At 71.6% G+C, this 25,321-nt stretch carries 21 protein-coding genes; 11 read left to right on the top strand and 10 right to left on the bottom strand.

Annotation, left to right across the window (positions count from 1 at the left end; genetic code table 11):
* Positions 1-49: 49 nt before the first annotated feature.
* Positions 50-619, bottom strand: coding sequence for a GNAT family N-acetyltransferase (locus D5H75_RS16400; protein ID WP_119927331.1), 570 nt, complete (start codon positions 617-619; stop codon positions 50-52).
* 158 nt (positions 620-777) lie between these two features.
* Between D5H75_RS16400 and D5H75_RS16390 the strand changes: the two genes are divergently transcribed.
* The 4 genes from D5H75_RS16390 to D5H75_RS16375 all read left to right on the top strand — a co-directional run bounded on the left by D5H75_RS16390 (position 778) and on the right by D5H75_RS16375 (position 4,554).
* Positions 778-1,848 (top strand): hypothetical protein, encoded by a 1,071-nt coding sequence (locus D5H75_RS16390; RefSeq protein ID WP_202638215.1) that lies wholly within the window; start codon positions 778-780, stop codon positions 1,846-1,848.
* Positions 1,849-1,977: 129 nt separating this feature from the next.
* Complete coding sequence (locus D5H75_RS16385) at positions 1,978-2,679, top strand: hypothetical protein (RefSeq protein ID WP_147425178.1); 702 nt, start codon at positions 1,978-1,980, stop codon at positions 2,677-2,679.
* 77 nt (positions 2,680-2,756) lie between these two features.
* The gene (locus D5H75_RS16380; RefSeq protein ID WP_119927328.1) at positions 2,757-2,957 is read left to right on the top strand and encodes a hypothetical protein; all 201 of its coding nucleotides are present in this window, start codon (positions 2,757-2,759) and stop codon (positions 2,955-2,957) included.
* Positions 2,958-3,024: 67 nt separating this feature from the next.
* Positions 3,025-4,554, top strand: a complete 1,530-nt coding sequence (locus D5H75_RS16375) for an SPFH domain-containing protein (RefSeq protein WP_119927327.1) — start codon at positions 3,025-3,027, stop codon at positions 4,552-4,554.
* A gap of 299 nt (positions 4,555-4,853) precedes the next feature.
* On the opposite strand, the gene D5H75_RS16370 is transcribed toward D5H75_RS16375, so the two are convergent.
* The gene (locus D5H75_RS16370; RefSeq protein WP_242454279.1) at positions 4,854-6,962 is read right to left on the bottom strand and encodes a glycosyltransferase family protein; all 2,109 of its coding nucleotides are present in this window, start codon (positions 6,960-6,962) and stop codon (positions 4,854-4,856) included.
* A 289-nt stretch (positions 6,963-7,251) separates the two neighbouring features.
* Positions 7,252-8,373 (bottom strand): non-hydrolyzing UDP-N-acetylglucosamine 2-epimerase, encoded by a 1,122-nt coding sequence (gene wecB / locus D5H75_RS16365; RefSeq protein ID WP_119927326.1) that lies wholly within the window; start codon positions 8,371-8,373, stop codon positions 7,252-7,254.
* A 269-nt stretch (positions 8,374-8,642) separates the two neighbouring features.
* Between wecB and D5H75_RS16360 the strand changes: the two genes are divergently transcribed.
* The 5 genes from D5H75_RS16360 to D5H75_RS16340 all read left to right on the top strand — a co-directional run bounded on the left by D5H75_RS16360 (position 8,643) and on the right by D5H75_RS16340 (position 15,471).
* Positions 8,643-10,370: a glycosyltransferase family 4 protein gene (locus D5H75_RS16360; RefSeq protein ID WP_242454278.1), complete on the top strand. Its 1,728-nt coding sequence runs from the start codon at positions 8,643-8,645 to the stop codon at positions 10,368-10,370.
* A 107-nt stretch (positions 10,371-10,477) separates the two neighbouring features.
* Entirely contained in the window at positions 10,478-11,761 is a 1,284-nt protein-coding gene (locus D5H75_RS16355) for a nucleotide sugar dehydrogenase (protein ID WP_119927324.1), read from the top strand.
* A gap of 15 nt (positions 11,762-11,776) precedes the next feature.
* Positions 11,777-12,862, top strand: a complete 1,086-nt coding sequence (locus tag D5H75_RS16350) for a glycosyltransferase (RefSeq protein ID WP_202638214.1) — start codon at positions 11,777-11,779, stop codon at positions 12,860-12,862.
* A gap of 30 nt (positions 12,863-12,892) precedes the next feature.
* Positions 12,893-14,725 (top strand): DUF4434 domain-containing protein, encoded by a 1,833-nt coding sequence (locus tag D5H75_RS16345; RefSeq protein ID WP_119927323.1) that lies wholly within the window; start codon positions 12,893-12,895, stop codon positions 14,723-14,725.
* 80 nt (positions 14,726-14,805) lie between these two features.
* Positions 14,806-15,471: an NUDIX hydrolase gene (locus D5H75_RS16340; RefSeq protein ID WP_119927322.1), complete on the top strand. Its 666-nt coding sequence runs from the start codon at positions 14,806-14,808 to the stop codon at positions 15,469-15,471.
* Positions 15,472-15,507: 36 nt separating this feature from the next.
* On the opposite strand, the gene D5H75_RS16335 is transcribed toward D5H75_RS16340, so the two are convergent.
* Entirely contained in the window at positions 15,508-15,693 is a 186-nt protein-coding gene (locus D5H75_RS16335; protein WP_119927321.1) for a PspC domain-containing protein, read from the bottom strand.
* Positions 15,694-15,834: 141 nt separating this feature from the next.
* Between D5H75_RS16335 and D5H75_RS16330 the strand changes: the two genes are divergently transcribed.
* Positions 15,835-16,176: a DUF6401 family natural product biosynthesis protein gene (locus tag D5H75_RS16330; RefSeq protein WP_119927320.1), complete on the top strand. Its 342-nt coding sequence runs from the start codon at positions 15,835-15,837 to the stop codon at positions 16,174-16,176.
* An 8-nt stretch (positions 16,177-16,184) separates the two neighbouring features.
* Here D5H75_RS16330 and D5H75_RS16325 read toward each other — a convergent pair whose 3' ends face one another.
* A complete protein-coding gene (locus D5H75_RS16325) occupies positions 16,185-17,045 on the bottom strand; it encodes a mechanosensitive ion channel family protein (protein ID WP_119927319.1) in 861 nt (286 codons plus the stop codon).
* A gap of 118 nt (positions 17,046-17,163) precedes the next feature.
* Between D5H75_RS16325 and hisC the strand changes: the two genes are divergently transcribed.
* On the top strand, positions 17,164-18,237 hold the full coding sequence (gene hisC / locus D5H75_RS16320) for a histidinol-phosphate transaminase (protein ID WP_119927318.1): 1,074 nt from the start codon (positions 17,164-17,166) through the stop codon (positions 18,235-18,237).
* Positions 18,238-18,321: 84 nt separating this feature from the next.
* On the opposite strand, the gene D5H75_RS16315 is transcribed toward hisC, so the two are convergent.
* The 5 genes from D5H75_RS16315 to D5H75_RS41605 all read right to left on the bottom strand — a co-directional run bounded on the left by D5H75_RS16315 (position 18,322) and on the right by D5H75_RS41605 (position 25,320).
* Positions 18,322-19,269 (bottom strand): EamA family transporter, encoded by a 948-nt coding sequence (locus tag D5H75_RS16315; RefSeq protein ID WP_119927317.1) that lies wholly within the window; start codon positions 19,267-19,269, stop codon positions 18,322-18,324.
* A gap of 156 nt (positions 19,270-19,425) precedes the next feature.
* Complete coding sequence (locus D5H75_RS16310) at positions 19,426-20,664, bottom strand: transcriptional regulator (protein ID WP_119927575.1); 1,239 nt, start codon at positions 20,662-20,664, stop codon at positions 19,426-19,428.
* Positions 20,665-20,954: 290 nt separating this feature from the next.
* Positions 20,955-22,259: a UDP-N-acetylglucosamine 1-carboxyvinyltransferase gene (gene murA / locus D5H75_RS16305; RefSeq protein WP_119927316.1), complete on the bottom strand. Its 1,305-nt coding sequence runs from the start codon at positions 22,257-22,259 to the stop codon at positions 20,955-20,957.
* A gap of 260 nt (positions 22,260-22,519) precedes the next feature.
* Positions 22,520-23,821, bottom strand: coding sequence for an adenylosuccinate lyase (gene purB, locus D5H75_RS16300; RefSeq protein WP_119927315.1), 1,302 nt, complete (start codon positions 23,819-23,821; stop codon positions 22,520-22,522).
* 161 nt (positions 23,822-23,982) lie between these two features.
* A complete protein-coding gene (locus tag D5H75_RS41605; RefSeq protein WP_202638213.1) occupies positions 23,983-25,320 on the bottom strand; it encodes a hypothetical protein in 1,338 nt (445 codons plus the stop codon).
* Between the last annotated feature and the right edge of the window lies 1 nt (position 25,321).

The raw sequence follows: 25,321 nt of genomic DNA, 5'->3' as shown, positions 1-25,321 counted from the left end.
GCGACGCCTGACGGCCCCGCGCCGCGCGGCGCCTCGCCCGGCCGGCGCGTCAGGAGGGCCGCCCGGCCTCCCATTCGCGGCGCAGGAGGGCGTAGACGAACTCGTCGGTCCACTCGCCCTTGACGAACTCGTTCTCGACCAGGTGGGCCTCGCGGCGCATGCCGAGGCGTTCCATCATCCGGGCCGAGGCGGTGTTGCGGGCGTCGCAGGACGCGTGGATCCGGTGCAGGCGCATCTCCGCGAAGCCCAGGCGGAGCAGCTCGCGGGCCGCCTCGGTGGCGTAGCCGTGGCCGTGGTGGGCGGGGTCGAAGACCCAGCCGATCTCCCCGCCGGAGTGGGCCTCGCTCGCCCAGCGCAGCATGCAGTCGCCGATCAGCTCGCCGGTGTCGCGGCGCTCGACGGCCAGGCAGAGGGCGTCGCCCTCCTCCCGCAGCTCCGTCCGGCCCGTCTTCTTCCGCTCCAGGGACTCGCGCGCGCCGTCCAGGTCCAGCGGCTCGGTGTAGAGGTAGCGCACCACGTCGGGACGGGAGTAGATGGCGTGGAACGCGGTGAGATCACCGAGAGTGAAGGGGCGTAGCCGGAGGCGAGGGGTTTCGAGGGGATATGTGGGTTTAAGCACGTTCGTCATGCTAGCCGACGATGAATGGAAAGTCGGGCGCCGATAACGAATCCAGGCGGCTCCGTCCTATTGCGTGTCCGTGAAATGTTCATTACTGGCGGACGCTTAGGGTGATCCCAATCGGGAGAAATAGCCACCCTATATAAGGGGGATATGTCGTGCGGAAAGGACATTCCGCTGCAACGGGCGCCGCGCTCGCGCTGAGCGTGATCGCGCTCTCGGGGTTCGAGGCGGCGGTCGCGGCCACCACTGATCGTCAGGCGGGGGGCGCGGATCCGATCCCGGCCTTCGCCCCCGCGCAGGCCGACTCCGGGGACTCCGGGCTGACCTTCACCGCGGCCCCCGCCCCGGCCGAGGCCGAGCAGTCCGCGCCGGCCGACGCGGCCGGGCCCGGGACGGACCAGGCCGGCGGCCCGCGCCCAGCGGCGCACCAGCCCGCGGGCTACTACCAGACGGTGCAGCACCCGGCCGGGCAGTACCCGGAGGGGCAGTACCCCGCCCTGTCGGGCCACCCGGCCCAGCTCGCCGAGCCCGCCGACCGGCCGGGCAAGGCGGGCAAGGCGGCCAAGGACCCGGCGCACACCGGATGGGGGGTCAGGCCCGCCCAGGCCCCGCCGCCCGCCGAGGCGCCGCAGCCGCGGACCCCGGAGGCGCCGAGGCCCCCGCAGGCCCACGTGCAGTGGCAGGAGCCGGAGCAGGCGCAGTGGCAGCCGCCGCAGCAGCCGTCGCAGCCCCAGCAGCCGCCGCATTCGGTCCAGTCGCCGCGGCCGCGGTCCCAGACGTACCAGGAGATCGACACCAAGGGCGGGATCGACACCCTCCAGGCGATGCTGGAGGAGGCGAAGAAGAACCCCGAGACCGTGATCATCTACGGTCCGCCGCAGGGCAAGGACAAGACCCGCGAGGTGTACGCCATCGACAACCGGGACCCGGAGAAGGAGGACTACATCTCTCCGAAGCTCCTGAAGGATCTGTTCACGACGGCGTTCGGGCAGATCGGGCAGATCTTCAACGGCAAGTCGGACAACCAGCGCGTCGACGACCGCCGGGCGGCCCGGATGGCCGGGGGCGGCGGGGGCGAGGAGAGCTCCAGCAAGAGCACGTTCTACTACTACGAGGCCCCCGGCTTCCCGGCGCAGGGGCCGACCCCGCGCGGAGCGGCCAAGCCGGACGAGGCGGACCGCTACCTGGATGCCGTGTTCAACGGCATAAGCTCAAAATTCCGGTAAATCCCGGACGACACGCGCATTAGCCAAATACCAGGACCTCAAACGGCGTTCACGTCAAGCGTCCGCGACTCACCGGTTAGGGTGGCGCGGTCAGTCGTTTCGTGGTCCTTGGAGGAATAAGAAGTGCGAGTGCGACGTGTTCCGAGAATTGTCGCCCCTATCGCGATATTCGCCCTCGGGGCCGCTGCCGCGGCGTGTGGCGGCGGCGGCTCCGGGGGCGCCTCGCCGAAGGCCAAGCCCCCGTCCCGCGTCTTCACCGAGAAGGAGCTGACGGCAGCCCTGCTCGACCACGTCACGGGCATGCGCAAGGCGTACGGCCCCGAGGCCGGCGCGTACGGCTCGCTCAAGGCGACCAAGGCCGGCGAGCAGGCGATGGCCGCCGCCAAGCTCGACAAGCCGCACTGCCGGGAGATCGGCCACCTGGACAAGGACTCGCCCGCGGTGAAGAAGGCGCCCTCCGCGGTCGTCGTCCACAGCTCCGGGCTGGTCTCGGTCACCGAGGCGCTGGTCTCGCTCCCCGCCGACCAGGCCGGCAAGCCGGCCGTCGCCGCGATGCCCGCCGACTGCGCCCGCTACTCGGCCAGGGTCGGCGACAAGACCTACCAGTACGCCACCCAGCCCGTCTCCGTCTCCGCCCACGGCGAGGCCGCGCAGGCGTTCCTCACCGACGCCGGCTTCGGCGGGAAGACCGCGATGCAGCTCGGCGCCGTCACCATGCGTTACGGCAACGTCGTCATGAACCTGTTCGTGGCCGGCCGGACGGTCGCCAAGCGTGACCTCGACGCGATCGTCGAGCAGGCCTACGCGAGGCTCACGAAGACTCTCAAATGAGACCGGGCGGCGTCGCGCTCGTCTCCTCTGTCCGGGTAATGTGCGGTTCACGGTGTGAATCGGGAGGAAGGACGAGGGTGGTCGGAAGACAGGGCAGGGTGACCGGGAAGATCGGGCCTGGCCTTGTCGGCGAGGTGATGATCCCCATCCGCGGCGGCGTGGAGGCGTTCTACGCGCATCCGAGCCTGCCCGACGAGGAGATCCCGGTCGGCGCGATCGTCGTCGTGGTCGACTACCACCCGCCCCGCACCGTCTACGTGGCCCCGGCCCTCGGCTGACCGGCCCGCCTCCTCCTGTTCGAGCACCGAGCAACGCACCGGACAGCTCCCCCCAGGAGGCGCCCCCATGCCGTCCTCGCTCCTCATAACGGTGATCGCCGCCGTTGTGGCGGTCATCATCCTGATCCTGTTGTTCAAGGCCGTGTGGCGGGTGGCCGAACCCAACGAGGCACTGATCATCTCCGGTCTGGGCGCGCGCGGCCGCACCGAGCTGGCCGACAGCCTCGGCTTCAAGATCGTGACGGGTAAGGGCACGGCGGTGCTGCCCGGCTTCCAGACCGCCCGCAGGCTCCGGCTCGACAGCCGCGCGGCCAACCTCACCGTCTCCTGCGTCACCCAGCAGGGCATCCCGGTCCAGGTCCGGGGCGTGGTCATCTACAAGGTGGGCGACGACTTCGTCTCGATCGCCAACTCCGCGCGGCGCTTCCTCGACCAGCAGGACTCCATGAACGGCGCCATCCACGAGCTGTTCACCGGCCACCTGCGGTCCATCATCGGCAATCTCACCGTCGAGGACCTGATCCTCAACCGCGAGCGCCTCACCAGCGAGGCGCGCAGCTCCGCCGCCGACGAGATGAGCAAGCTCGGCCTGGTCGTGGACTCCCTCCAGATACAGGAGATCGACGACGAGACCGGCTACATCACCAACCTGGGCAAGCCGCACGCCGCCAAGATCGCGGCAGCGGCGCGCATCGCCGAGGCGCAGCGCGACCAGGAGGCCACCGAGGCCGAGCAGGTCGCGGCGGCCAAGAAGGCGGCCGCGGTGCGCGAGTCGCAGATCCAGCAGGCCGGGTACCAGGCCGAGGTGGACCAGGCGGCGGCCAAGGCCCGGCAGGCCGGCCCGCTGTCGGAGGCGACCGCGCGCCAGGAGGTCGTGGTCCAGGAGACCCGGGCGGCCGAGCTGGAGGCGCAGCTCGCCGAGCAGCGGCTGCAGTCCCAGGTACGCAAGCCCGCCGACGCCAAGGCGTACGAGACGGTCACGCTCTCGCAGGCCGACCGCGACGCCCGCATCGCCCAGGCCGAGGCCGAGGCGCGCGAGACCGAGCTGCGCGCGGCGGCGCAGGCGTCCCAGGTCAAGCAGCAGGCGGCGGCCGACGCCGAGTCCACCCGCCTGCGCGGTGAGGCCGCCGCGGCGGCCACCCGGGCGACCGGTGAGGCCGAGGCGGCGGCGGCGCAGGCGCGCGGTCTCGCCGAGGCGGAGGCCGCCAGGGCCAAGGGCCTGGCGGAGGCGCAGGCGATCCAGGCGCGCGCCGAGGCCCTGGCGAAGAACCAGGAGGCGGTCGTCGCCCAGCAGCTCGCCGAGAAGTGGCCGGAGATCGTCGGCCAGGCGTCCAAGGCGTTCGGCAACGTGGACCACATGGTCGTGCTCAACGGCGCCCAGGGCATCGAGGAGATGCTGGCCAAGGCGCTCACCCTCGGCGGCACCGGCCTCGGCCTGGCCCGCTCCCTCCTGTCGTCCGGCAACGGCGCCCCGGCCGGCAACGGCGTCCCCGAGGCCGTCAAGCCCGTCGAGAAGGCCCCCGAGAAGGTCGCTGAGAAGGTCGCTGAGAAGGTCGCTGAGAAGACCCCGGAGAAGGCCGCGGACGAAGGTCGCTGAGAAGCCTCTCGGCCGGCCTGTGGACAAGTAGCCCCGCCCGCGCCGGTCACGCGGCCCGCAGGACCGGGAGCGCGTGATCGGCGGGACGGGTGAGGTGTCGCATGCGTACGGCGGGGCACCGGTTCGTCCGGTGCCCCGCCGTACGTGCGTTCATGGGTCGTTCACCCGTCCACAGGGGCCGTGTGGCCCTGTGGGTTGTTCGCGAGGTTATCCCCAGGCTTGTGGATAACGAGGGGTATATCCCCTGTGGGGATAGGGATCTGTTATCCACATGCCTGTGGATAACAGGTGTGTATCGGTCAGATCAGGACGTGGCCCTCAGGTCGCCCGATGAACGCGAACTGACCATTCCGGTTCAGCTTGATCTCGTTCGCCTGCCAGGTGTGGAACTTGGGGTCCCCGCTGCGCATGTAGACGAAGTTGAACCGGTCCGTCGAGTAGATCGGGATGCCCTCGGCCTTGCAGTGCCGTACCAGCCGGGTGTCCTCGCCGACGTTGACGTTCTCGAACGGCACCGACTTGAGCAGGTCCCGCTTGGCCAGCATCGAGCCGCCGTTGATCAGGTGCGTGAACCGGTGCTCGAACTCGGGGAAGCGCAGCACGGTCGCGTTGCGGCCCTCGAAGTACGTGTAGTGCGCGCCCTTGCCGACCATCTCCGCGTTCGTCCAGTCGAAGGCGCGGATCATGTCGGAGAAGTAGTGCTCGCCGTACAGGTTGTCGTCGTCCATCTTGGCGATGAAGTCCCCGTCGGCCGCCGCGACGCCCAGGTTCAGGCAGGCGCCCAGCGTGAGGGACTTGTCGGCCGCGAGCACCTTGACGTCCTCGATCCCGGCCGCGCGCGCCTTGTCGGCCACGACGCCGGTGTCCAGGTCCAGGCCGTGCAGGACCATGATGAGCTGGATCGGCTTGTGGATCTGCTTGGCCACCGAGTCGATGGCGTGCTCGATCTGGTTGGCGCGGTTGGTCGGCAGCACCACCGAGATGGACTGCTTCCGCTCGCGCACCGGCCGGCCCAGGTCGCGCAGGATCTGGTCCACGCGGTGCGTGAACAGGTGCTTGTCGAACACCTCGCGATGGGCCAGGTGCCCCTGCCGCGCCCGCAGCTCGGGGCTGTTGATCAGGTAGAGCGCCTGGTTGTAGGCCTCCTCCTGGTCCCGCGCGATCGAGATGAGCGAGCCGAAGGTCTCCTCGATCGCCCGGGAGTACCCCGAGAGCACGGGCGTCGCGCACGCCGACAGCTCGAACACCCGCCGCGCGCACATCGTCGGCGAGTCGATCACCGAGTTGACGTTCAGGAAGACCTTGTACATCCGGTACGCCGTGAGCATGTGGTCGTACGGCAGCTCGCCCACGATGTGCGGCCGGTACTCCTCGGGCCAGGCGTACTGCTCGCCGGCGGAGTCGTTGCGCGCGAAGATGTGCAGGCCCAGCTCACGCGTGGGCGCGATCACGGTCTCCATCTGCTCGCGCCGCTCGGGGTGCTTGTCGCGGAAGTACATCCCGGCGAACACGATGTCGTGCACCCGGCCCTCGCCCACGAGCTGCGGGTTGTGCACCCGGGGCTGCGCGGCGAACATCAGCACGTCCACGCGGTCGTGCCCGAGGATCTCCTTGTACCGCGGGATGCAGTCGCCGTCGCAGGTGTAGACGTGGTCGAACAGCTTGGCGGTGTCGATGAACTTGTCGAAGTTGGGCGGGTCCTCCTTGTTCCAGAAGACCGTGGGGATGCCCTGCTCCTTGCAGTAGGCGACCAGCTCGCGCAGCTCCTGCTTGGGCGCGTTCGTGCCGGTCATCTGGTACTGCCAGCGGCCGTCGTTCCCCCACCAGGCGGACTCGACGAACAGCAGCTCGGGCCGCTCGCGCTCGAAGGTCTCCCGCCAGTCCTTGGGCCCGAACTCGATCTGCTCCCATTCGTACCGGAACGCCATCTTGGAGAACGCGTCCAGGATGACCGCGACCTTCAGGCCGGGCCGGTTGACCAGGCCCTCGGGCCACTTCATGCGCGGGATCGCGACGTCCGGCTGGAGCACGTCCTTGAGCATGCTGCGGTCGGTGATCTGGCGCGGCCGCTCCGGGCGCTCGGTCGCCTTGGCGGCGCGCACGAGGTCGCGCGGCAGCCGTACGACGTTCTTGGGGTTGCGCTTGACGTTCATCACGGCCTGGCCGATGCGGAACGTGCGCCGGGCGCGCGTGGACTCGAGCTGCCAGTTGACGTATTCGGTGCGGTAGATCTGCTTCGAGAGCTTGCTCGCGAGCTCGGTCGCGCGCGTGCGGTGCTGCTCCGACCGCTCCTTCTCCTCGTCGTAGAGGTTCTCCAGCTCGACCATGCGCGACTGGAGGCGCTCGGCGCGCTCCATCGCCTCGCGGAGCTGGGCCTCGAGTTCCGAGATACGGTCGTTTTCCGGCATATCAGTCCTTCGAACGGGAGAACACGAGGGTACGCCACCGTGTCCATCGTGACGGGTGAGATCCCCACAAGAGGGATTAAAACCACCCGTGGGAACCGGACGTATCAGACGTCCGCCCCAGACTTCTCACAATCTTGTCTTCCGGTACGGCGGAGCGCCCGCCGTACCGCGCGGGCGCCGTACAACCCGGCGCCCATCGCCAGACGCCGGCGGGAGCCGTACGGCCCATCGCCCGCCGACCTCGCGGCGGCGGCGGGAGCCGTACGGCCGTCCGCCGGACGACGCGAGGTCAGCGGGAGCCGTCGGCGAGCCAGCGGGCGATCACGCCCGCGATGCGCGCCCCGGACCTGCCGTCCCACAGCGGGGGCAGCTCGCCGCTGGGGGTGCGGGCGCCCTCGGCCAGCGCCTTCTCGGCCGCGGCGGGCAGCGTCGCGGGGGTGACCAGCCGGTTCGTGCCGTGGCTGATCGTGATCGGGCGCTCGGTGTTGGGCCGCACGGTCAGGCACGGCACCTCCAGCATCGTCGTCTCCTCCTGCACGCCGCCGGAGTCGGTCACGACGAGCGCCGCGCCGCGCACCAGGGACAGGAAGTCGACGTACCCGAGCGGCTCGATGATCGACAGGCGCTCGGACGGCACCAGCCCGGCCTCGGCCAGCCGCTCCCGGCCGCGCGGGTGCAGCGGGACCACGACCGGCACCTGCTCGGCGACCTTGAGCACCGCCGAGACCAGCTCGCGGGCGGTGTCGAGGGAGTCCACGTTGCCCGGCCGGTGCAGCGTGGCCACGGCGTACCGCTCCGGCAGGCCCAGCCGCGCCACGACGGGGGCCGGGTCGAGCTTGGGCAGCGCCGAGAACAGGCTGTCGATCATCGGGTTGCCGACGAGGTGCGCCTTCTCCGGGGCGACGCCCTCGTTGGCCAGGTGGGAGAGCGCGTCGGGGGAGGTCGCGAAGAGCAGGTCGGCGAGCGCGTCCACGACGACCCGGTTGACCTCCTCGGGCATGCCGCGGTCGAACGACCGGAGTCCGGCCTCGACGTGCGCGGTGGGCACCCCCAGCTTCGCGCAGACCAGGACGGCCGCGAGCGTGGAGTTGACGTCGCCGTACACGACGACCAGCGCGGGCCGCCGCTCGGTGATGACCTCTTCGAGGCCGGTGAGCAGGGCGGCGGTCTGCCGCGCGTGGGTGCCGGAGCCGACGGCCAGGTTCGCGACCGGCTCGGGCAGCCCGAGGTCGGCGAAGAACACGTCCGACATGAGCGCGTCGTAGTGCTGGCCGGTGTGGACGATCTCCTGGGCGACGCCCGCCTCGGCCAGGGCGCGCACGACGGGGGCGGCCTTGGGGAAGTTCGGCCGGGCGCCGAGCACGTGGAGGACGGTCTGACCAGCCGGGCCGGTCGGGTGCGTGTCGGTCATGCGTCTTTCCTAAGCCGGGACCAGGACATTCCTACTGATATTGGCAGTTATAGGCAGTAATCGACGGTAGGCCAAAAGGACAGTACCGGAATCCTCGGTAAAGCCGCAGGAAGCAGCCGAGATCGAGCAAACGGTGCCTATGCTACGTTCCTTCGGTGGTCTCCGACGAAAGCCGGCCACCGTCCACACCGGTTCCACAGCGGTCCGCCTCTCCTACGCGAGCGGCGCTGTCGGCCCGAACCGCAATCCTCGGCGCGCTCCGTCACCCGTTGCTGGTCACCCGGATCGTCGTCGCGCGGATGCGGGTCGATCCGGTGCGGGTCGCGGTAGCCGCCACCGATGCCCTGCCCGGCCGAATCCGCCGCCGCGCCGCCCGCGCCGCCGGGCGTTCCGCCGTGCAACGTCTCCTCCCCTCCACCTCGCTGCTCCTGCTCGACCGCGCCGGCCGCCGCCGGGACGCCGAGGCCCTGGCCCGGACGGCGTCCGTACGGCTGCGCGGCCGCCGCGGCCGCCGCCTGGCCACGCTCGTCGTCGCCCTGGAGCGCGCCGAACTGGCCGAGGCGCTGCCCGAGCGCGGCTCCGAGGGGACCGTCGACGCGGCCGTGCGGCTGCGCGACGCCCAGCGAGCCATGCAAGCGGGCCGGATGAGCGAGGCGGTGGAACTTCTCCGACCGTTCGCCCGCCGTAACGGAACAGTTCGCCGCAGGTTCCAGCAGTACGCCGGGGAACTGGCCAGCCTGCGCGACGGCGCGTCCGCCCGGGGCGTGAAGACGCCGGTGACGCCCATCCCCGGCCGCGTGCTGCACATGGTCACCAACGCCCTGCCGTACACCCAGGCGGGGTACACCGTGCGGACGCACCGGATCGTGACCGCGCAGCGGGCGGCCGGGCTCGACCCGCACGTGGTGACGAGCTGGGGCTGGCCGATGCTCCAGGGCCACTTCGCCGCCGCGAAGTACGAAGAGGTGGACGGGATCCCGTACCACCGGCTGCTGCCGAGCGGGCCGATCCCCTCGGAGAGCCACGGGCGCATGGTCCGCGGGGTCGAGGAGGCGACGCGGCTGGCCGAGCGGCTGCGGCCGTCGGTGCTGCACGCGGCCACCGACCACCGCAACGGCAGCGTGGCGCTGGCCGTGGGCGAGCGGACCGGGCTGCCGGTGGTCTACGAGGTGCGCGGATTCCTGGAGGAGACCTGGCTCTCGCGCGCCGGGGAGGCCGCCGAGGGCAGCGAGCGGCACCTGCTCCAGCGGGAGCGCGAGGCGCACATCATGCGCACCGCGGACGCCGTGGTGACGCTGGCCGCGACCATGCGCGAGGAGATCGTCGCGCGGGGCGTGCCGGCCGAGCGGGTGTTCCTCGCGCCGAACGCGGTGGACGCCTCGCTGCTCACCGCCGAGTACGACGGGAAGGGCTTCCGGGAGAGCCTGAACGTCGGCGCTCAGGAACTCGTTGTCGGATCGGTATCCAGCATCGTCGCCTATGAGGGATTCGCCACACTTCTCGACGCCGCGGCGCTGCTGCGCGACCGGGGCCTCCCGGTGCGCGTGCTGATCGTCGGGGACGGCGCGGAACGCCCGGCGCTGCTGGAGCGCGTGAAGGCGCTCGGCCTGGAGGATCTGGCCCTGCTGCCGGGCCGGGTGTCCCCGGCGGAGGCCCTGCGGGCGCAGGCCGCGATCGACGTGTTCGTGACGCCCAGGATCGACGCCCGCGTGTGCCGGTTGGTGACCCCGCTCAAGCCCGTGGAGGCGATGGCGCTGGGCAAGCCGGTGGTCGCCAGCGACCTGCCGGCGCTGGCCGAGCTGGTCGGCCCGGAGGCCGGGCTGCTGGTGCGTCCCGAGGACCCCGAGTCCCTCGCGGACGCGCTCGCGGAGCTCCGGGACGACCCGCGGCGACGTGCGGAGATGGGGGCCGCGGGGCGGGAGGCCGTGGCGGCTCACCGCACGTGGGACCGGGTGGCCGAGACGTATGTGAAGGTATACGCGGCCGTGACAGATTGATCACCTGGGACATGAGTGATAAATCGGATTAAGCGTGGCGTGTGGAGACTTGAGATAGCCTGTCCGACCATGAAGTGTTCTCTATGGCTTACCCCTTCGCTCCCGTGATGGGGTCGACCACGGTGCCAGGACCCAGCTTCGACCTCGCGGTCATCGGGCTCGGGTACGTCGGCATGCCGCTTGCCAAGGAGGCCACCTCGGCGGGACTGCGGGTCATCGGTCTCGACGTTGACCCCGCCAAGATCGAGGCGTTGAACTCCGGCAGGTCGTACATCGACGACCTGAGCGGGACCGAGATCGCGGAGATGTTGTCCGCGGGCTTCCGCGCGACGACCGACGAGGCGATCCTCGGCCGCGCCGACACGATCATCATCTGCGTCCCCACCCCGCTCGACGAGGACCACCGGCCGGACCTGTCGGCCGTCCACTCGGCGAGCGAGGCCGTCGCGCGGCACCTGCGGCCCGGCACGCTCGTCGTCCTGGAGTCCACCACCTGGCCCGGCACCACCGATGAGGAGATCCGCCCGATCCTGGAGAAGTCCGGCCTGCGCGCGGGCGTGGACTTCCACCTGGCGTTCTCCCCGGAGCGGATCGACCCCGGCAACCCGACGTACGGCCTGCGCAACACGCCCAAGGTCGTCGGCGGCTACACCGAGGCCTGCCGTGACCGGGCGGCGTCGTTCTACGGCAAGTTCGTCGAGCAGGTCGTGCCCGTGAGCGGCACGCGCGAGGCCGAGATGGCCAAGCTGCTGGAGAACACCTACCGGCACGTCAACATCGCGCTCGTCAACGAGATGGCGATCTTCTGCGACGAGCTCGACATCGACCTGTGGGAAGTGATCGACGCCGCGAGCACGAAGCCGTTCGGCTTCCAGCGGTTCCTCCCCGGGCCCGGCGTCGGCGGCCACTGCATCCCGGTGGACCCGAGCTACCTGTCGTACACCGTGCGCAAGCTGGGCTACCCGTTCCGGTTCGTGGAGCTGGCCCAGGAGATCAACGAGCGCATGCCGTCGTACGTCGTCGCGCGTGTGCAACGGCTGCTCAACCGGCACAAGAAGGCCGTGAACGGCGCGCGCGTGCTGCTGCTCGGCGTCACCTACAAGCCCGACATCGCCGACGACCGCGAGACCCCGGCCCTGCCGGTCGCGCGGGCGCTCCGCGAGCTCGGGGCCGAGCTGGTGTTCTGCGACCCGTACGTCCCGGAGTGGACCGTGGACGGCGACGTCGTGCCCAAGGAGGAGGACCTGGGCGAGGCGGCCGCGAAGGCCGACATCGCCGTCCTGCTCCAGCAGCACTCGGCCTTCGACCTGGAGGTCCTGCGGACCCGGGCGCAACTCGTCCTCGACACCCGCGGCGTTCTCGCCGACGCCGAACACGTCGAGCGGCTCTAGGAGCGGGAGTCCCTCGTGCGCGTGCTGGTCATGACCGTGGTGCACCACCCGGAGGACGCCCGGGTGCTGCACCGGGAGATCCGCGCGCTCGCCGACGCCGGCCACGAGGTGATCTTCGCGGCGCCGTTCTCGGCCCGGGGCGTCGTGCCCCGGCCGTGGGTGACCGGGGTGGACCTGCCGCGCGCCGAGGAGCGCCGCCGCTTCCGCGCGGTGCGAGAGGCCCGCAAGGTCTTCCGCGAGCTGCGCGACCGCGTGGACATCGTCGTCGTGCACGATCCCGAGCTGCTGCTCGCGGTGCTCGGGATCAAGGACCGGCCCCCGGTCGTCTGGGACGTGCACGAGGACACCCCGGCCACGCTCTCGCTGAAGCCCTGGCTGCCGCGCTGGCTGCGGCCGCCGGTGCGGGTGCTCGTCCGGGCCGCCGAGAAGGCCGCGGAGAAGCGCGTCCACCTGATCCTGGCCGAGACGGCGTACGCCCACCGGTTCGCCCGCGAGCACCTGATCGTGCCGAACAACACCTGGGTGCCCGAGACCGTCAGCCCGCCCGGCGACGACCGCGTGGTCTACCTGGGCTGGCTGTCGCACGCGCGCGGCGTGCGCGAGGCGATCGAGGTGGCCCGGCTGCTCCGGCCGCACCGGGTGGCCGTGGAGCTGATCGGGTACGCCGACGCGCAGAGCCGCCCGCTGCTCACCCAGGCGGTCGAGGAGGGCGTGCTGGAGTGGCGCGACTTCATGCCCAACGACGAGGCGCTCAAGCGCCTGGACGGGGCGCTGGCGGGCCTGTCCCTCCTGCACGACCAGCCGAACTACCGGCACTCCCTGCCGACCAAGGTCATCGAGTACATGGCCCACGGCATCCCGGTCATCACCACGCCCTCCCCGCGCGCCGTCGAGCTCGTCGAGCGGTACGGCAGCGGCGTGGTCGTCCCGTGGCAGGACCCGCAGGCGGTGGCTCAGGCCGTACTGCGGCTGCGGGACGACGCGGAGGAGCGGCGCGCGCGGGGCAGGCGCGGGCACACGTCGGCGCTGAGGTTCCACCACTGGCCCAACGCGGCCAGGGACTTCGTCGCCCAGCTCGAAGTGTGGGCGGAAAAGTCCTGATCTGCGCGATCTCTCGATAGGCTGCCGGACGTGCGCGGGCTCAGACGTTGGTTCCTCTTCCTGCTGCTGGGTTCGTGGATCGCGGCGGCGGTCGGAGTCGTGGCCTTCGTGGCGATCTCGCCGGGGAAGTCCGACGGCGACGCCGCGCCCCGGAAGCGGGGCGGCGCCGCGAAGCCCACGCCCACACCGCCTCCCGCCGACCCCTGCGGCGAGCGCGACCTGCGGATCCAGGCGGGCTATCCGGTGAGCGGCTTCTTCTTCATGCCGAAGAAGGACCGCTGCCTCATGCGCGCCGAGCTCCAGGCCATGCACCGGGCCGGCGGGGACACCGTGGTGCGGTTCGGGTACGCCATGCAGCCCCGCGACGTGGACCGCAAGGGGCGCATCCTGGACAAGGAGGGCCGGCAGCCCGACGAGACCTTCGCCTGCGTGGACGGCGGCAAGTCGTGCTTCGAGGCGGCCATGGACACGCTGACCGCCGCGAACCCGGCCAACCGGCTCCAGCAGGCGTACGTCTTCCGGACCGACGAGTACCTGGGCTCTGAGGTCCTGCGCTGCCCGTCCGTCGAGCGCAGCGTCACCGCGGGCGCGGTGGTCTTCCACCGCATGCTGGTCCCCTCCGACGGGTCCGACGACCCCTCCTGCAACTTCTCCAAGGCCGGGGACTACGACCTGATCCTCGTGCGCAGCTCCGTCCGCGACTACATGGGCGAGCTGCTCGACGAGGCCGACCGGTACGGCATGAAGGTCTATCCCGCCCTCCCGATGGGCCCGCGCGACCCCAGGGACCGCTCCCGCGCCGACCCCGAGCACATCCCGGCGCTGGAGACCCTGACCCGGCGCACGCTCCAGGACTACCAGCGCCGCTACGCCAGGCATCCCGCGCTCGCCGGCGTCTACCAGGGCTTCGAGATCCAGCTCAAGCGCTGGAAGAGGGCCGAGGACGTCACCACCCTGCAGGTCTACGCCGCGCAGCACCGGCTCGTACGGCAGGAGCTGCCCGGCCGCCGCATCCTCGTCAGCCCCTACCTGGACGGGCGGAAGAAGGTCGGCTTCGGGGCGACGCCGGACGAGGCCGCCGCCGGGTTCCGCGCGGTGGCCGAGACCGGCGCCGACATCATCGCGCCGCAGGACGGTCACGGCACCGGCAAGGTCGGGCTGTACTTCGGGGACGAGGCGGACCGGCGGGTGCCCGACCGGGTGCGCCGGGTCGTCGGCGACACGACGTACGGCGAGGCGTACCGCGGCAGCACGCGCGACTTCTACCGGCTGGCGGCGGCCGAGCGCGAGAGGCTGTCGATGGAGGGCCGCCAGGTCGAGCTGTGGGCGAACGTCGAGGCGTTCGAGCCCGACGGGATCGAGGGGTGCAGCCCCCACGGCACCCGGGGCCGCACCGACAAGGCGCGGCTGGACACGGCGATCGCGCTGGCGGGGCCGTACGTCAACAAGATCATCTCGTACATGTGGACGGACTTCTACACCTGCCGGGGCACGCACGCGCAGCCGCTGGGGGAGGAGATCCTCGCCGACTGGAACCGCCCGATCGTGATCGACGTGGGCGCCCAGCAGCGGGGCGTGCAGCGCGGGATCCTGGTGCGCGGCTACAACCTGGACCGCGCGAAGGTGACGCTGCGGCCCTCGGGCGGGGCGCCCGCGCGGGAGCTCGACGCGTCCATCCAGGGCTGGGTCTCCTCCGGCGGCGACCCCCTGCTGCCCCGGGGCAACATGTCGCTGTGGGTGCCGTACGACTGGGAGGGCGTCGATCCCGGCTCGTGGATCCAGCTCGAACTGGTCAACTCCGCGGGCAAGGGGCTGGCCCGGCCGTTCCCCTTCCGCGCCCCGCAGGCCCCGCAGGCGCCCTGAAGCCGGTCCGAAGCCGGGAGGACCGGCGGGCACGGCCTGAGCTGGGTTCATCGACCTGATCTCGGGTGTAGCGTGCTCACATGGTTCCGAGGATCCCCGTCAGCGTGGACCTCGTCGTGCTCACGGTCAGGGAACAGCGGCTCAGCGCGCTCGTGTGGCGCCGCGACCAGCCGCCGCACGCCGGGCGCTGGGCGCTCTCCGGCGGGTTCATCCAGCTCGACGAGGACCTGCCGGCCGCCGCCGCTCGGGTGCTGGCCGAGCGCGCCGGGCTGCGCGGGGCGCCGGTGCACCTGGAGCAGCTCCAGACGTACGGATACCCCGACCGCGACCCGCGCCAGCGGGTGGTGAGCGTGGCCTACCTGGGGCTCGCGCCCGACCTGCCCGCGCCGTCGGAGGCGCACATGAGCTGGCAGGGCGTGAACTCCCTGACCTCGATGGCCTTCGACCACCGGCGGATCCTGCTGGACGGGGTGGAGCGGGCGCGCTCGAAGCTGGAGTACACCTCGCTGGGGGCGGCGTTCTGCCCGCCCGAGTTCACGGTGGCGGAGCTGCGGCGGGTCTACGAGATCGTGTGGAACACCCCGCTGGATCCGCGCAACTTCCACCGCAAGGTCACCGGCGCCGAGGGCTTCCTCGTGCCCACGGGGCGCACGACGACCAGGGACGGCGGCCGCCCCGCGCGGTTGTACCGGCGAGGCGGCGCCGAACTGTTGCATCCCCCGATGCTGCGGCCAGGCCGCGCCTAGGGCGTGCCCGTCAGGTGCGCGCGGCCGGCGGCCGGGTCAGTAGTAGCTCTTCTTGGCCTTGGGAATGAAGATCCACATCAGGATGTAGACGATGAACTGCGGCCCGGGCAGGATGCACGAGAGCACGAACAGGATCCGGATCAGACTGGGCCGGACACCCATCTTCTCGGCGATCCCGCCGCAGACGCCGGCGATGATCTTGTGATCCCTGGAGCGGTGCATCGGTAGCGTGTCCCCCTCTTTGTTATCCGGGTGTTATCTACACGCTACGTCGCCCCGGCGCACGCAGGCTCCCCCGCGAGGATGAAGCGTCTCCGACTTTCTGTCGGTCTTTGCCGAGAGCTTTGATACTTTATGAGAACTATGTCCGAAGAGCTGATGAAGCTCGGCCTGTCCCTCGCCCTGTCCATAGGGGAAGCCGGCCTGAGCCACGTGTCCACCTGGCCCGGTCTGCTGGCCGCCGTCGACCAGCACGCCGCCGAGGTGCGCGACGCCCTCCTCGGCTGCGGGGAGGTCATCGGCTCCGACGCCATCTCGGACTACACGCGCGGCTTCGTCCAGGCCTCGATCGAGCGGGGCTGGTGGCCTCCCGTGGAGGACGCCCACGAGATGGACCGCGGCGCCGGCCACGACTGGGAGACCACCCGCCTCATCGCTCTTACCTGGTTGTCACGTCACTCCAGCCCCGGAGTGACCGCCGTCTGACGCCCGGGTCAGCCGTTCCGGCGCGACTCCTGCCCCACCTGGTCGCCGGCCTGGTCCGCGGCTCGCCCCCCGGCCTGTTCCGCCTGGCGCGCGCCGCCGCCCTGGGCGCCCGCCGTACGGCCCTGCTCGAAGGCGTCGCTCGCGGCCGAGCGCATGCGCTGCGTGCTCTGCGAGGCGCCCTCGGCCGCCCGCTGGCCCGCGCCGGACGGGACCGAGCGCAGCCAGCCCTCCCAGCGCTGCCGCATGGGCTGGATCAGGCCGCCGCCGACGCCGACGACGAGGATGCCGCCCACCGTGGCCAGGGCCGCGATCAGCACCGGCATCGTCACCGACAGGGCGATCCCCATCTGGTTCAGCGCCGCGATGATGCCCAGCGCCAGGATGAAGATCGAGGCGACGTTCGCCACGATGTTGCCGTACCCGGTCGAGCTCAGCGCCGACGACAGCAGGTCCTTGACGACCTTGGCGATCGCCGAGACCACCACGACGATGATGACGGCGACGGCGAGCTGCGGCAGCCACCCCACGATGCCGCGCAGCACGTCGCTGATCGGGTTCGGCCCGAACGCCGAGAACGCCAGTTGCAGCGTCACCAGGAGAGCCGCGTAGTACACGATCTTCGCGATGAACGTGGAGGCGCTGTACTTGCTGTTCTTCAGCCACTCCCCGACCTGGCCGCGCTGGGCGAGACGGTCGAAGTGCGCCTTGGTGAGCAGGGACGCCACGACGCGGCAGAGGACCTTCGCGACGATCCACCCGATGACGAGGATGACGATGAACGCGATGATCTTGGGTACGGTCGAGATGATCCCGTTCCACACGTTCTGGATGCCCTGACCGAAGTCGATCTGGGCGATCGGATGACGCATTGCTTCCCCCCGATGTTTCCGTACGTCAGGCGCACGTACCCAGGAGAAACGCTCATACGCAGGGCTTTAAGGTATAGGTCAGCAGCTACCTCTCCTCAGCTCCCCCGGGAGGACAACGGTGTCCGCACAGAGTCCGCGTCTTCGCGCGATCCTCGACCAGCTCCCGCCGTACGTGCCGGGCAAGGCGGTCAGGTCCCCCGACGGCCGTTCGTTCAAGCTGTCCTCGAACGAGTCGCCGTACGAACCGCTGCCGGGCGTGGCCGAGGCCATGGCCGAGGCGGCGATGACCGCGAACCGCTACCCCGACCCGGGCGCGCTGCGCCTGACCGAGGCGCTGGCCCGGCGCTTCCAGGTGCCCGAGGACCACATCGCGCTCGGCGCCGGGTCGGTCACCGTGGCCCAGCAGATCCTGGAGGCCGTCGCGGAGCCGGGCACCGAGGTGCTCTACGCCTGGCGCTCCTTCGAGGCGTACCCCCTGCTCGCCGACCTGGCCGGGGCCACGTCGGTCCGGGTGCCGCTCGTGGACGAGCGCCACGACCTGGACGCGATGGCCGAGGCGATCACCGACCGCACCCGGGCGGTCTTCGTCTGCAACCCCAACAACCCCACCGGCACCGTCACCCGCCGCTCGGAGCTGCTCGCCTTCCTCGACCGCGTCCCCGGGGACGTCCTGGTGATCCTGGACGAGGCCTACCGTGAGTACGTCCGCGACGAGGACGTCCCCGACGGCCTCACGATCTACCCCGACCGGCCCAACGTCGCCGTCCTGCGCACGTTCTCCAAGGCGTACGGCCTGGCCGGGCTCCGCGTCGGCTACCTGATCGGCCACCCGGCCGTGGCGGGGGCCGTGCGCAAGACCCAGATCCCCTTCGCGGTCAACGCGGTCGCCCAGGCCGCCGCCGTCGCCTCGCTGGAGGCCGAGCCGGAGCTCCTCGCCCGCGTGGAGTCGGTGGTGAAGGAGCGCACGCGCGTCCGCGAGGCGCTGCTGACCCAGGGCTGGGAGGTGCCCGCGACCGAGGCCAACTTCGTCTGGCTCCGGCTCGGCGACCGCACCCTCGACTTCGCCGAGACCTGCGCCCGCCACGGCGTCGCCGTACGCCCCTTCGCCGGCGAGGGCGCCCGCGTCACCATCGCCGACCCCGAGGCCAACGACGCCTTCCTCGCCGCCGCGCAGGAGTTCATCACCGCCTGACGCGCTCTCCTCCGCGCCGATCACGCCCCCCGCGGGATCGGCGCGGAGCGGCCGGCGCGCCGGTGGGGGGATGGAGAGGCCGGGTCAGTCCGTGAGGGCGGGGTCGGGGGTCCTGGCGCGGCGGTTGCGGAGGCTCTCCGTCGAGACGACGAGGGCCACGCCGAGGACGATGACGGCGCCGGCGGCCAGGATCGGGGTGGTGACCCGCTCGTTCAGCACGGCCACGCCCAGCGCCACCGCCACCACCGGGTTGACGTAGGCGTACGTCGCGACCAGCGAGATGGGGGCGTTGCCCAGGAGCCAGGCGTACGACGTGAACGCGATGAGGGAGCCGAAGACGATCAGGTAGGCGAGCGCGAGCCAGGAGTGCCCGGAGACGGCGGTCACATCGAGGCGTTCGCCGCGGGCCAGGCCGACGACGCCCAGGGCCAGGCCGCCGGCCAGCATCTCGTAGACGGAGGCCGCGAACGGGTCGCGGGGCATCGTGATCCGGCCGGACAGGAACGAGCCGACGGACCAGGACAGCGACGCCAGCAGGATCACGATGACGCCGATGTGGCTGGTCGCGCCGCCGGAGTTCCCCGACAGCGACAGCAGCGCCACCCCGGTGAAGCCGATCAGCACGCCCGCCAGCGTGAGCAGCGGAGGACGGTCGCGCGCCGCCGTACGGAAGATCACCAGCCAGAGCGGGACCGAGGCCACGAGCAGGGCCGCCAGGCCCGAGGAGATGTGCTGCTCGGCGATGGCCACCATGCCGTTCCCGGCGGTGAGCAGCAGCAGCCCGATGAGCGCGGCGCTGAGGAACTCGCGGCGGGTCACCCGCAGCGCCTGACGGCCCTTGACCGCGAGCAGGACGAGGGCGAGCACGACCCCGGCCGCCAGGAAGCGCAGTGAACCGTGCAGCAGCGGCGGCATGGTCTCGATCGCCACCCGGATGCCCAGATAGGTGCTGCCCCAGACCACGTAGACGATCGCCAGCGCCCCCCACACGAGGAGGGGACCGGGACGCCTGTCATGAGCATGGGGGGACATGACTCATGACAGTACGCCACCGGGTCAGATCCGGACAGTTCACCCCCCTCGGAGCGCTCCACCCGAGACCCCGGGCGCGTCCCGTACGGCCGCCGCGCCGCCGCGCCGCCCGCCGGCCGGCGCGGCCGGATCGGGCTCCTGCGGAGGACGGCGGCCTCAGGCGCGGGCGGGGCCGAGTTTCTCGATGATCAGCCGGTAGAGCTGGCGCGGGCGGCCCGGCTGCGGCGTCCGGTTCGGGGGCAGCGGCCAGGCCAGGCCCTCGTCCACGAGCGTGCGCAGCAGCCGCCTGGCCGTGCGCGGGGTGACGCCCAGCATGCGGCCCGCGGCCTCGGCGTCCACCACCGTGTCGCCGCCCTCCAGCTTGGCCGCCAGGCGCGAGAGCACCTCCAGGCCGCGCGGTTTGGGCTGCCCGGTCGGCTGGGGAGGGAGCCGGGGCGCGGGCACCAGCGGCCGCCCCTCGCGGTCCACCGCGAAGCTCTGCGCCTGCTTGCTGGTCTGCGCCCGCGACAGGGCCGCCCGCGCGTGCGCCTCGGCGTCGTGGGTCGTGCGGCCCATGCCGATGCCCACCTCGACGGTCAGGCCCAGTTCCTCGCGCACGCGCCCGGCGAACGGCGGCACCCGGAACCCGTCCGTCGCCCCCGACACCGAGCCGCGCGTGGCCGAGACGAGATAGCTGTGGTCGTCGATGGGCCACACCGACGCCTGCATGCGGTGCCCCTCCTGCACGAGCAGCCGGTGCAGCGCCAGCCGCAGCTCGTCGCGCCAGTAGCGCGGGGCGCTGCGCCGTACCGGCTCGCGGAGGGTCGGGACGTCCACGAGCACCACCGTGAGCTGGGATTCCTCCAGCCGGTGGTGGGCGCCCATCAGGGCCGCCGAGTGCAGCGCGCCGCGGATCGAGGAGGTGGTCGGCCGCACGAGCACGGCCGGCACGCCCGCCGCCTCCAGGCGTTCGGCGACCGCGGGCAGGCAGGTCAGCGCCCCGGTGGTGGCGCCCCGGCGGAACAGGCGCTCGTGGAAGTTCGTGAGCGTGCCGACCGCGCCCGGTTCGTCGCGGGTCTGCACGCCGTCGGCGGACAGGCCGAGGTCGGAATACGCCTCCTCGACCTCGGCGCGCTCGATGACGTCCACGCTGACCCTGGTCAGGTCGAGGCGTTCGTCGCGTACGGCCCGCGACAGGGCCGCGTGGAGCGCCGCCCCGCCCAGTGGCACGTAGGTGGCGGGAACCGACAGGACGCCCGAGCGCCGGGCGAAGTCGTACGGCAGCGGGCTGGCGAACAGGCAGACGTCCACGCCGGCCCCCAGCTTCACCACCTTGTCGGCGGCCTCCTGCTCGTCGCGGTAGGCCGCGGCGACCAGACGGCAGGGCACCGGCACCGAGCCGTGACCCATGAGCATGACGCGCTCGACGAGATCGTGCGGCCCCACCACACCTATGGTGAGATCCGGAGCCACCGTGCCAGGACGAGATCCGCGGGGATTGGACCCGCTCGTTGTTTCGGCCCGTTCGACCAATGTTCGACCCATTCCGACGTCAGGCAACCGCGATCGTACAAAGTCTTCCTTGTTGGAACGATCGCTCTTGAGGGCCTTAATGTCACGCCGGAATTTGCGAAATGTTCCCGCATTGATGCCGACCGCGCGGTCGCACCGAGTGCGATTCGCGCGATCGGCGCAGGTGGAAGGGCCTAACCCAGGTTGTTGGCGGGCGTCAGGATTTCCTGCTCGATGTCGGCCCCGATGGAGGACATCCGCTGGGCGAGGTGGGCGTGCCCGCGGTCGATCAGGTAACCGGGGGAGATGACGGTCTCGCCCTCCGCCACCAGGCCCGCGAGCACGAGCGCGATGCCCGAACGCAGGTCGTGGGCGGTCACCTCGGTGCCGACGAGCGGGGTGGGGCCGTGCACGACCGCGCGGCTGCCATCGACCTCGATGTTGGCGCCCATCTTGTTGAGCTCGCCGGCGAGGGCGAACCGCTCGTCGAAGATGCGCTCGTGGATGTAGCTGGCGCCGTCGGCGAGGCAGGCCAGGGTCATGATCGGCGACTGGAGGTCGGTCGCGAAGCCGGGGTATGGGCAGGTGATGATGTTGATCTTGTGGAGCGGCTTCTCGCGGCGCACGTGCAGCACCGCGCCGTGCTGCGCGAACTCCACGTTCATCTGCTCCAGCTTCCAGCGCACGACGCCCAGGTGCTCAAGGCTCGCGCCGACGAGGTTGACCTCGCCGCCGGTCAGCGCCGCCGCCATGGCGAACACGCCCGCGTCGAGCCGGTCCGGCATGACCGTGTGCTCGACCGCGCGCAGCTCGTCCACGCCCTCGACGGTGATGAAGCCGGTGCCGCCGCCGCTGATCTTGGCGCCCATCTTGGTGAGGAGCTCGATCACGTCGAGGACCTCGGGCTCCAGTGCGGCGTTCTCGATCACGGTGGTGCCCTTGGCGAGGGCGGCGGCCATGATGAGGTTCTCGGTGCCGGTGTGGGAGGGCGTGTCGAGGTACAGGTGGGCGCCGGTGAGGGTGCCCGCCTTCACGTGGATGACGCTCTCGAGCTCGTGCTCCTGCACGTCGGCGCCGAGCCGGGCGAAGCCGCGGTAGTGGAAGTCCAGCAGCCGGCTGCCCAGGTTGCAGCCCCCCACGCCCTCGATCACGGCCTCGCCGAGGCGGTGCAGCATCGCCGGGACGAACAGCACCGACCCGCGGAACTTGCGGGCGATGTCGGCCGGGAGGACCGGGCTGGTGAGCCGCGACGCGTCGATGACCAGCGTGCGCTCGGCCTCGTGCAGCTCGATGCGCGCGCCGAGGGTCTGCGCCAGGTCGATGGCCCGGCGCACGTCCTCGATGATGGGCACGTTGCGCAGGACGGTGCGCCCCTTGGGGGCGAGCAGCGCGGCGCCGATCATCGGCAGGACGGCGTTCTTCGCACCCTGGATGAAAGCGGTGCCGCGCAGTGCGCGGCCACCGCGGACGCGGTAGCGAACCTCCGGGCCCATGCTCATATGCCCTGGCTCCTTGTCCGGGATCGGACGTCCCTTGACGTGAAGTGTGGATTCGTGATCATGATGAGGGTGCCGGGGCCGGACACTCGGCTGGCGGCGAGAACGCGCGAACCGGCACCGACACACACTAGTCGCTCGTGACCGGTTACCCGTACAAGATCGTCATAATCCCCGGGTTGTCACACCGGCCGGGCATCCCCCGCGGGGTACGGCCCCGCCGCCGGGCGGCGCCGTACCCGCTCGCGAGCGGCCTCACCTGGTCAGGTGAGACGCTCCAGCCGGTCGAAGACCTCGCCCAGACGCTCCACATAACGCTCGGGACGGCACACTTCATCCAGGCGGGCCTCGTCGATCTCGCGGTCGCCGGCGTGCTCGCGCAGCGTCTCGCGGAACGGGCGGCCGGTGTTCCAGGTCTCCATCGCGGCGTCCTGGACCAGCTTGTAGGCGTCCTCGCGGGACATGCCGCCCTCGACCAGCTCCAGCAGCACCGCCGAGGTGTAGATCAGGCCGCCGGAGGACTCCAGGTTGGCCCGCATCCGCTCGGGGTACACCACCAGGCCGGTGACCAGGCGCGTCGTGATGTGCAGCAGGTAGTCGGTGCCGATCGCGGCGTCGGGCAGGGCGATGCGCTCGGCCGAGGAGTGGGAGATGTCGCGCTCGTGCCAGAGCGGGATGCCCTCCATCACCGGGATCATCTGCGCTCGGATGATCCGCGCCATGCCCGCGATGCGCTCGGACAGGATCGGGTTCTTCTTGTGCGGCATCGCGGAGGAGCCCTTCTGGCCCTTGCCGAACGCCTCCGACAGCTCGCGCACCTCCGTGCGCTGGCCGTGCCGTACCTCCAGGGCGACCGCCTCGCACACGGTGGCCATGATCGCCAGGGCGTTGACCCACTCGCTGATCCCGTCGCGGATCACGACCTGGGTGGCCACGTCGGCGGGCTTGAGGCCGAGCTTGTCCGCGACGTACCTCTCGACGTCGGGCGAGATGTTGCTGTACGTCCCGACGGCGCCGGAGATCTTGGCGACGGCGACGGACTCGCGGGCGCGGCGCAGCCGGTCGCGCGAGCGGGCCATCGCGAACGCGAAGTCGGCCACCCGGTGGCCCCAGGTGTCCGGTTCGCCGTGAATGCCGTGGGTGCGGCCCACGCGCAGCGTCGCCCGGTGCTGGAGCGCATGGTCGCGCAGCGCCGCGACCAGCTTGTCGGCCTTCTCCAGCAGGATGTCGGTGGCCTCGACGAGCTGTACGGCGAGCGCGGTGTCGAGCAGGTCCGAGGAGGTCATGCCGAAGTGGACGTACGCGGCGGCCTCGCGCGGCGTCGTGTTGTCGGCCCAGGCGGACAGGAAGGCGATGACGTCGTGCTGCGTGACGTTCTCGATCTCCGTCACGGCCTCCGGGGTGGGCGGTGGCGCCTTGCGCACCGGCTCCACCGCCGATTCGGGCACGGTGCCCGCCTTGGCGTGCGCCTCCAGCGCGAGCGTCTCCACCTCGCACCAGATCTCGTACTTGTGCGCCTCCGAAAAGACCCGACCCATCTCCGGCAACGTGTATCGCTCGATCACGCGCCAATTCTCCCAGGCCCCTCCCGGCACGTGTCGCCGGGTCCGAGATCCGCCCCGCATGCGTCACGCGAAGATCGCACCCGAAGGCCCCGCGCGCGGTGGGCGGAACGTAATTCGCCGCCCGTTTCCGGGGATTTCTGATTTTCGTACGGCTATCGCGTTCAGGTCTTCCGCTCCGAGTGCTGCGGCTGGACCGGCGAGGCGGCCTCCAGGAGGGCGCGGGCGCGCTGGTCCACGAGCCCGGTGAGGAGCTGCTGCGCGTACCCGAACACCAGCGCCCAGAACAGCATCGCCGGCTGCGACTTCAGCCCGGCGAACCCCGGCACGAACCCGGAGGAGAGCGTCAGCAGGCCCAGGATCGCCGTGGCGACGCCCGTGGGCGCCTTGATGACGTACTGCGCGACGGTCAGCGTGTGGCGCGTCGGCAGCTCCTTGCCCGTCGAGATGGCCCGGGCGGCGGCGAGCGCGGCCCCGATGAGCCCGACCAGCGCGATCAGGGGCACGTCCCCGCCCGTGGGCCGGTCCTTCCCCGTCGGGCAGATCCGGGCGGGCTGCGCCCCGGCCGCCGACACCGCCCGCTCGGCGTTCGCGGGTGTGTCCGCCGCCACGCACAACGGCACGGCGGCCGGCCACGCCGCCGACACGGCGACCAGCCCGCCGATGATCAGCGTCAGCGCGACGGCCGTGCCCAGGAGCACGTTGCGGAACGTCCGCACGCGCCCCGTCTCCAGCGTGTTCCCCAGGTACGCGGCCTTGAGCACCGCGATCAGCAGCGGCCGGTCCGCCTCGCCGACGTCGCGCGCCGAGACCCGCCCGGACAGCTCCGTCAGCCGGGGGTCGTCGGGCGGCAGGTAGGCCCGCCCGATCACGAGCACCTCGGCCGCCTTCGCCGGCAGCTCCTCCTCGGGCAGCAGCGAGAGCAACAGGACCTGCGCCTGGTGGACGTTCTGCCAGGCGCCCTCGACGGCCTCCCCGCTGATCCACCGCCGGAACCCGTGCCGCTCGTCCACATACACCCGCGCGCTGCGCAGATGCCCCTCGATCGCCCGGCAGACGGACTCCACCCCCGCGACCGCGTCCCCGTGCGCGGCGTGCAGCCGCCCCGCCTCGCCCCGGACCTCCTTGATCCGGGAGTACACATAGACCCGCCAGGCCCCCGGCCACCGCAACGGCAACCACCACGGCGCGGACCGCGGCGTGTCCGGCACCTCCTCCCCGCCGTCCGAGCGCGACGCGCCGTGCCCGCCCGAGGAGCCGTCAGGCTTCTCGCCGGCCGAGCCGGTGGCGGCGGACGACTCCCCGCCGGCCGGGGCGGATGCCGTGGAGTGCTCCTCTTGGAGCGGGGCGGCGGGTCGCTCCCCGGCGGGCCGGCCGGGGGGCGCCACGGGGTCCGGGGCGGGGCGGGGGAGGGGCGGGGCGGCGGGGGGCCGGGCGGGGCCCGGCCGGGGAGCGGGCTCCTCCGAGGTCGGCGGGTCGTGCTCGTCAGGTCGGCCGGGCATC

Origin of the sequence: Bailinhaonella thermotolerans, assembly GCF_003594875.1 — a bacterium.
GTDB classification, from domain to species: Bacteria; Actinomycetota; Actinomycetes; order Streptosporangiales; family Streptosporangiaceae; genus Bailinhaonella; species Bailinhaonella thermotolerans.
This window is presented reverse-complemented; position numbering and strand designations above follow the sequence as displayed.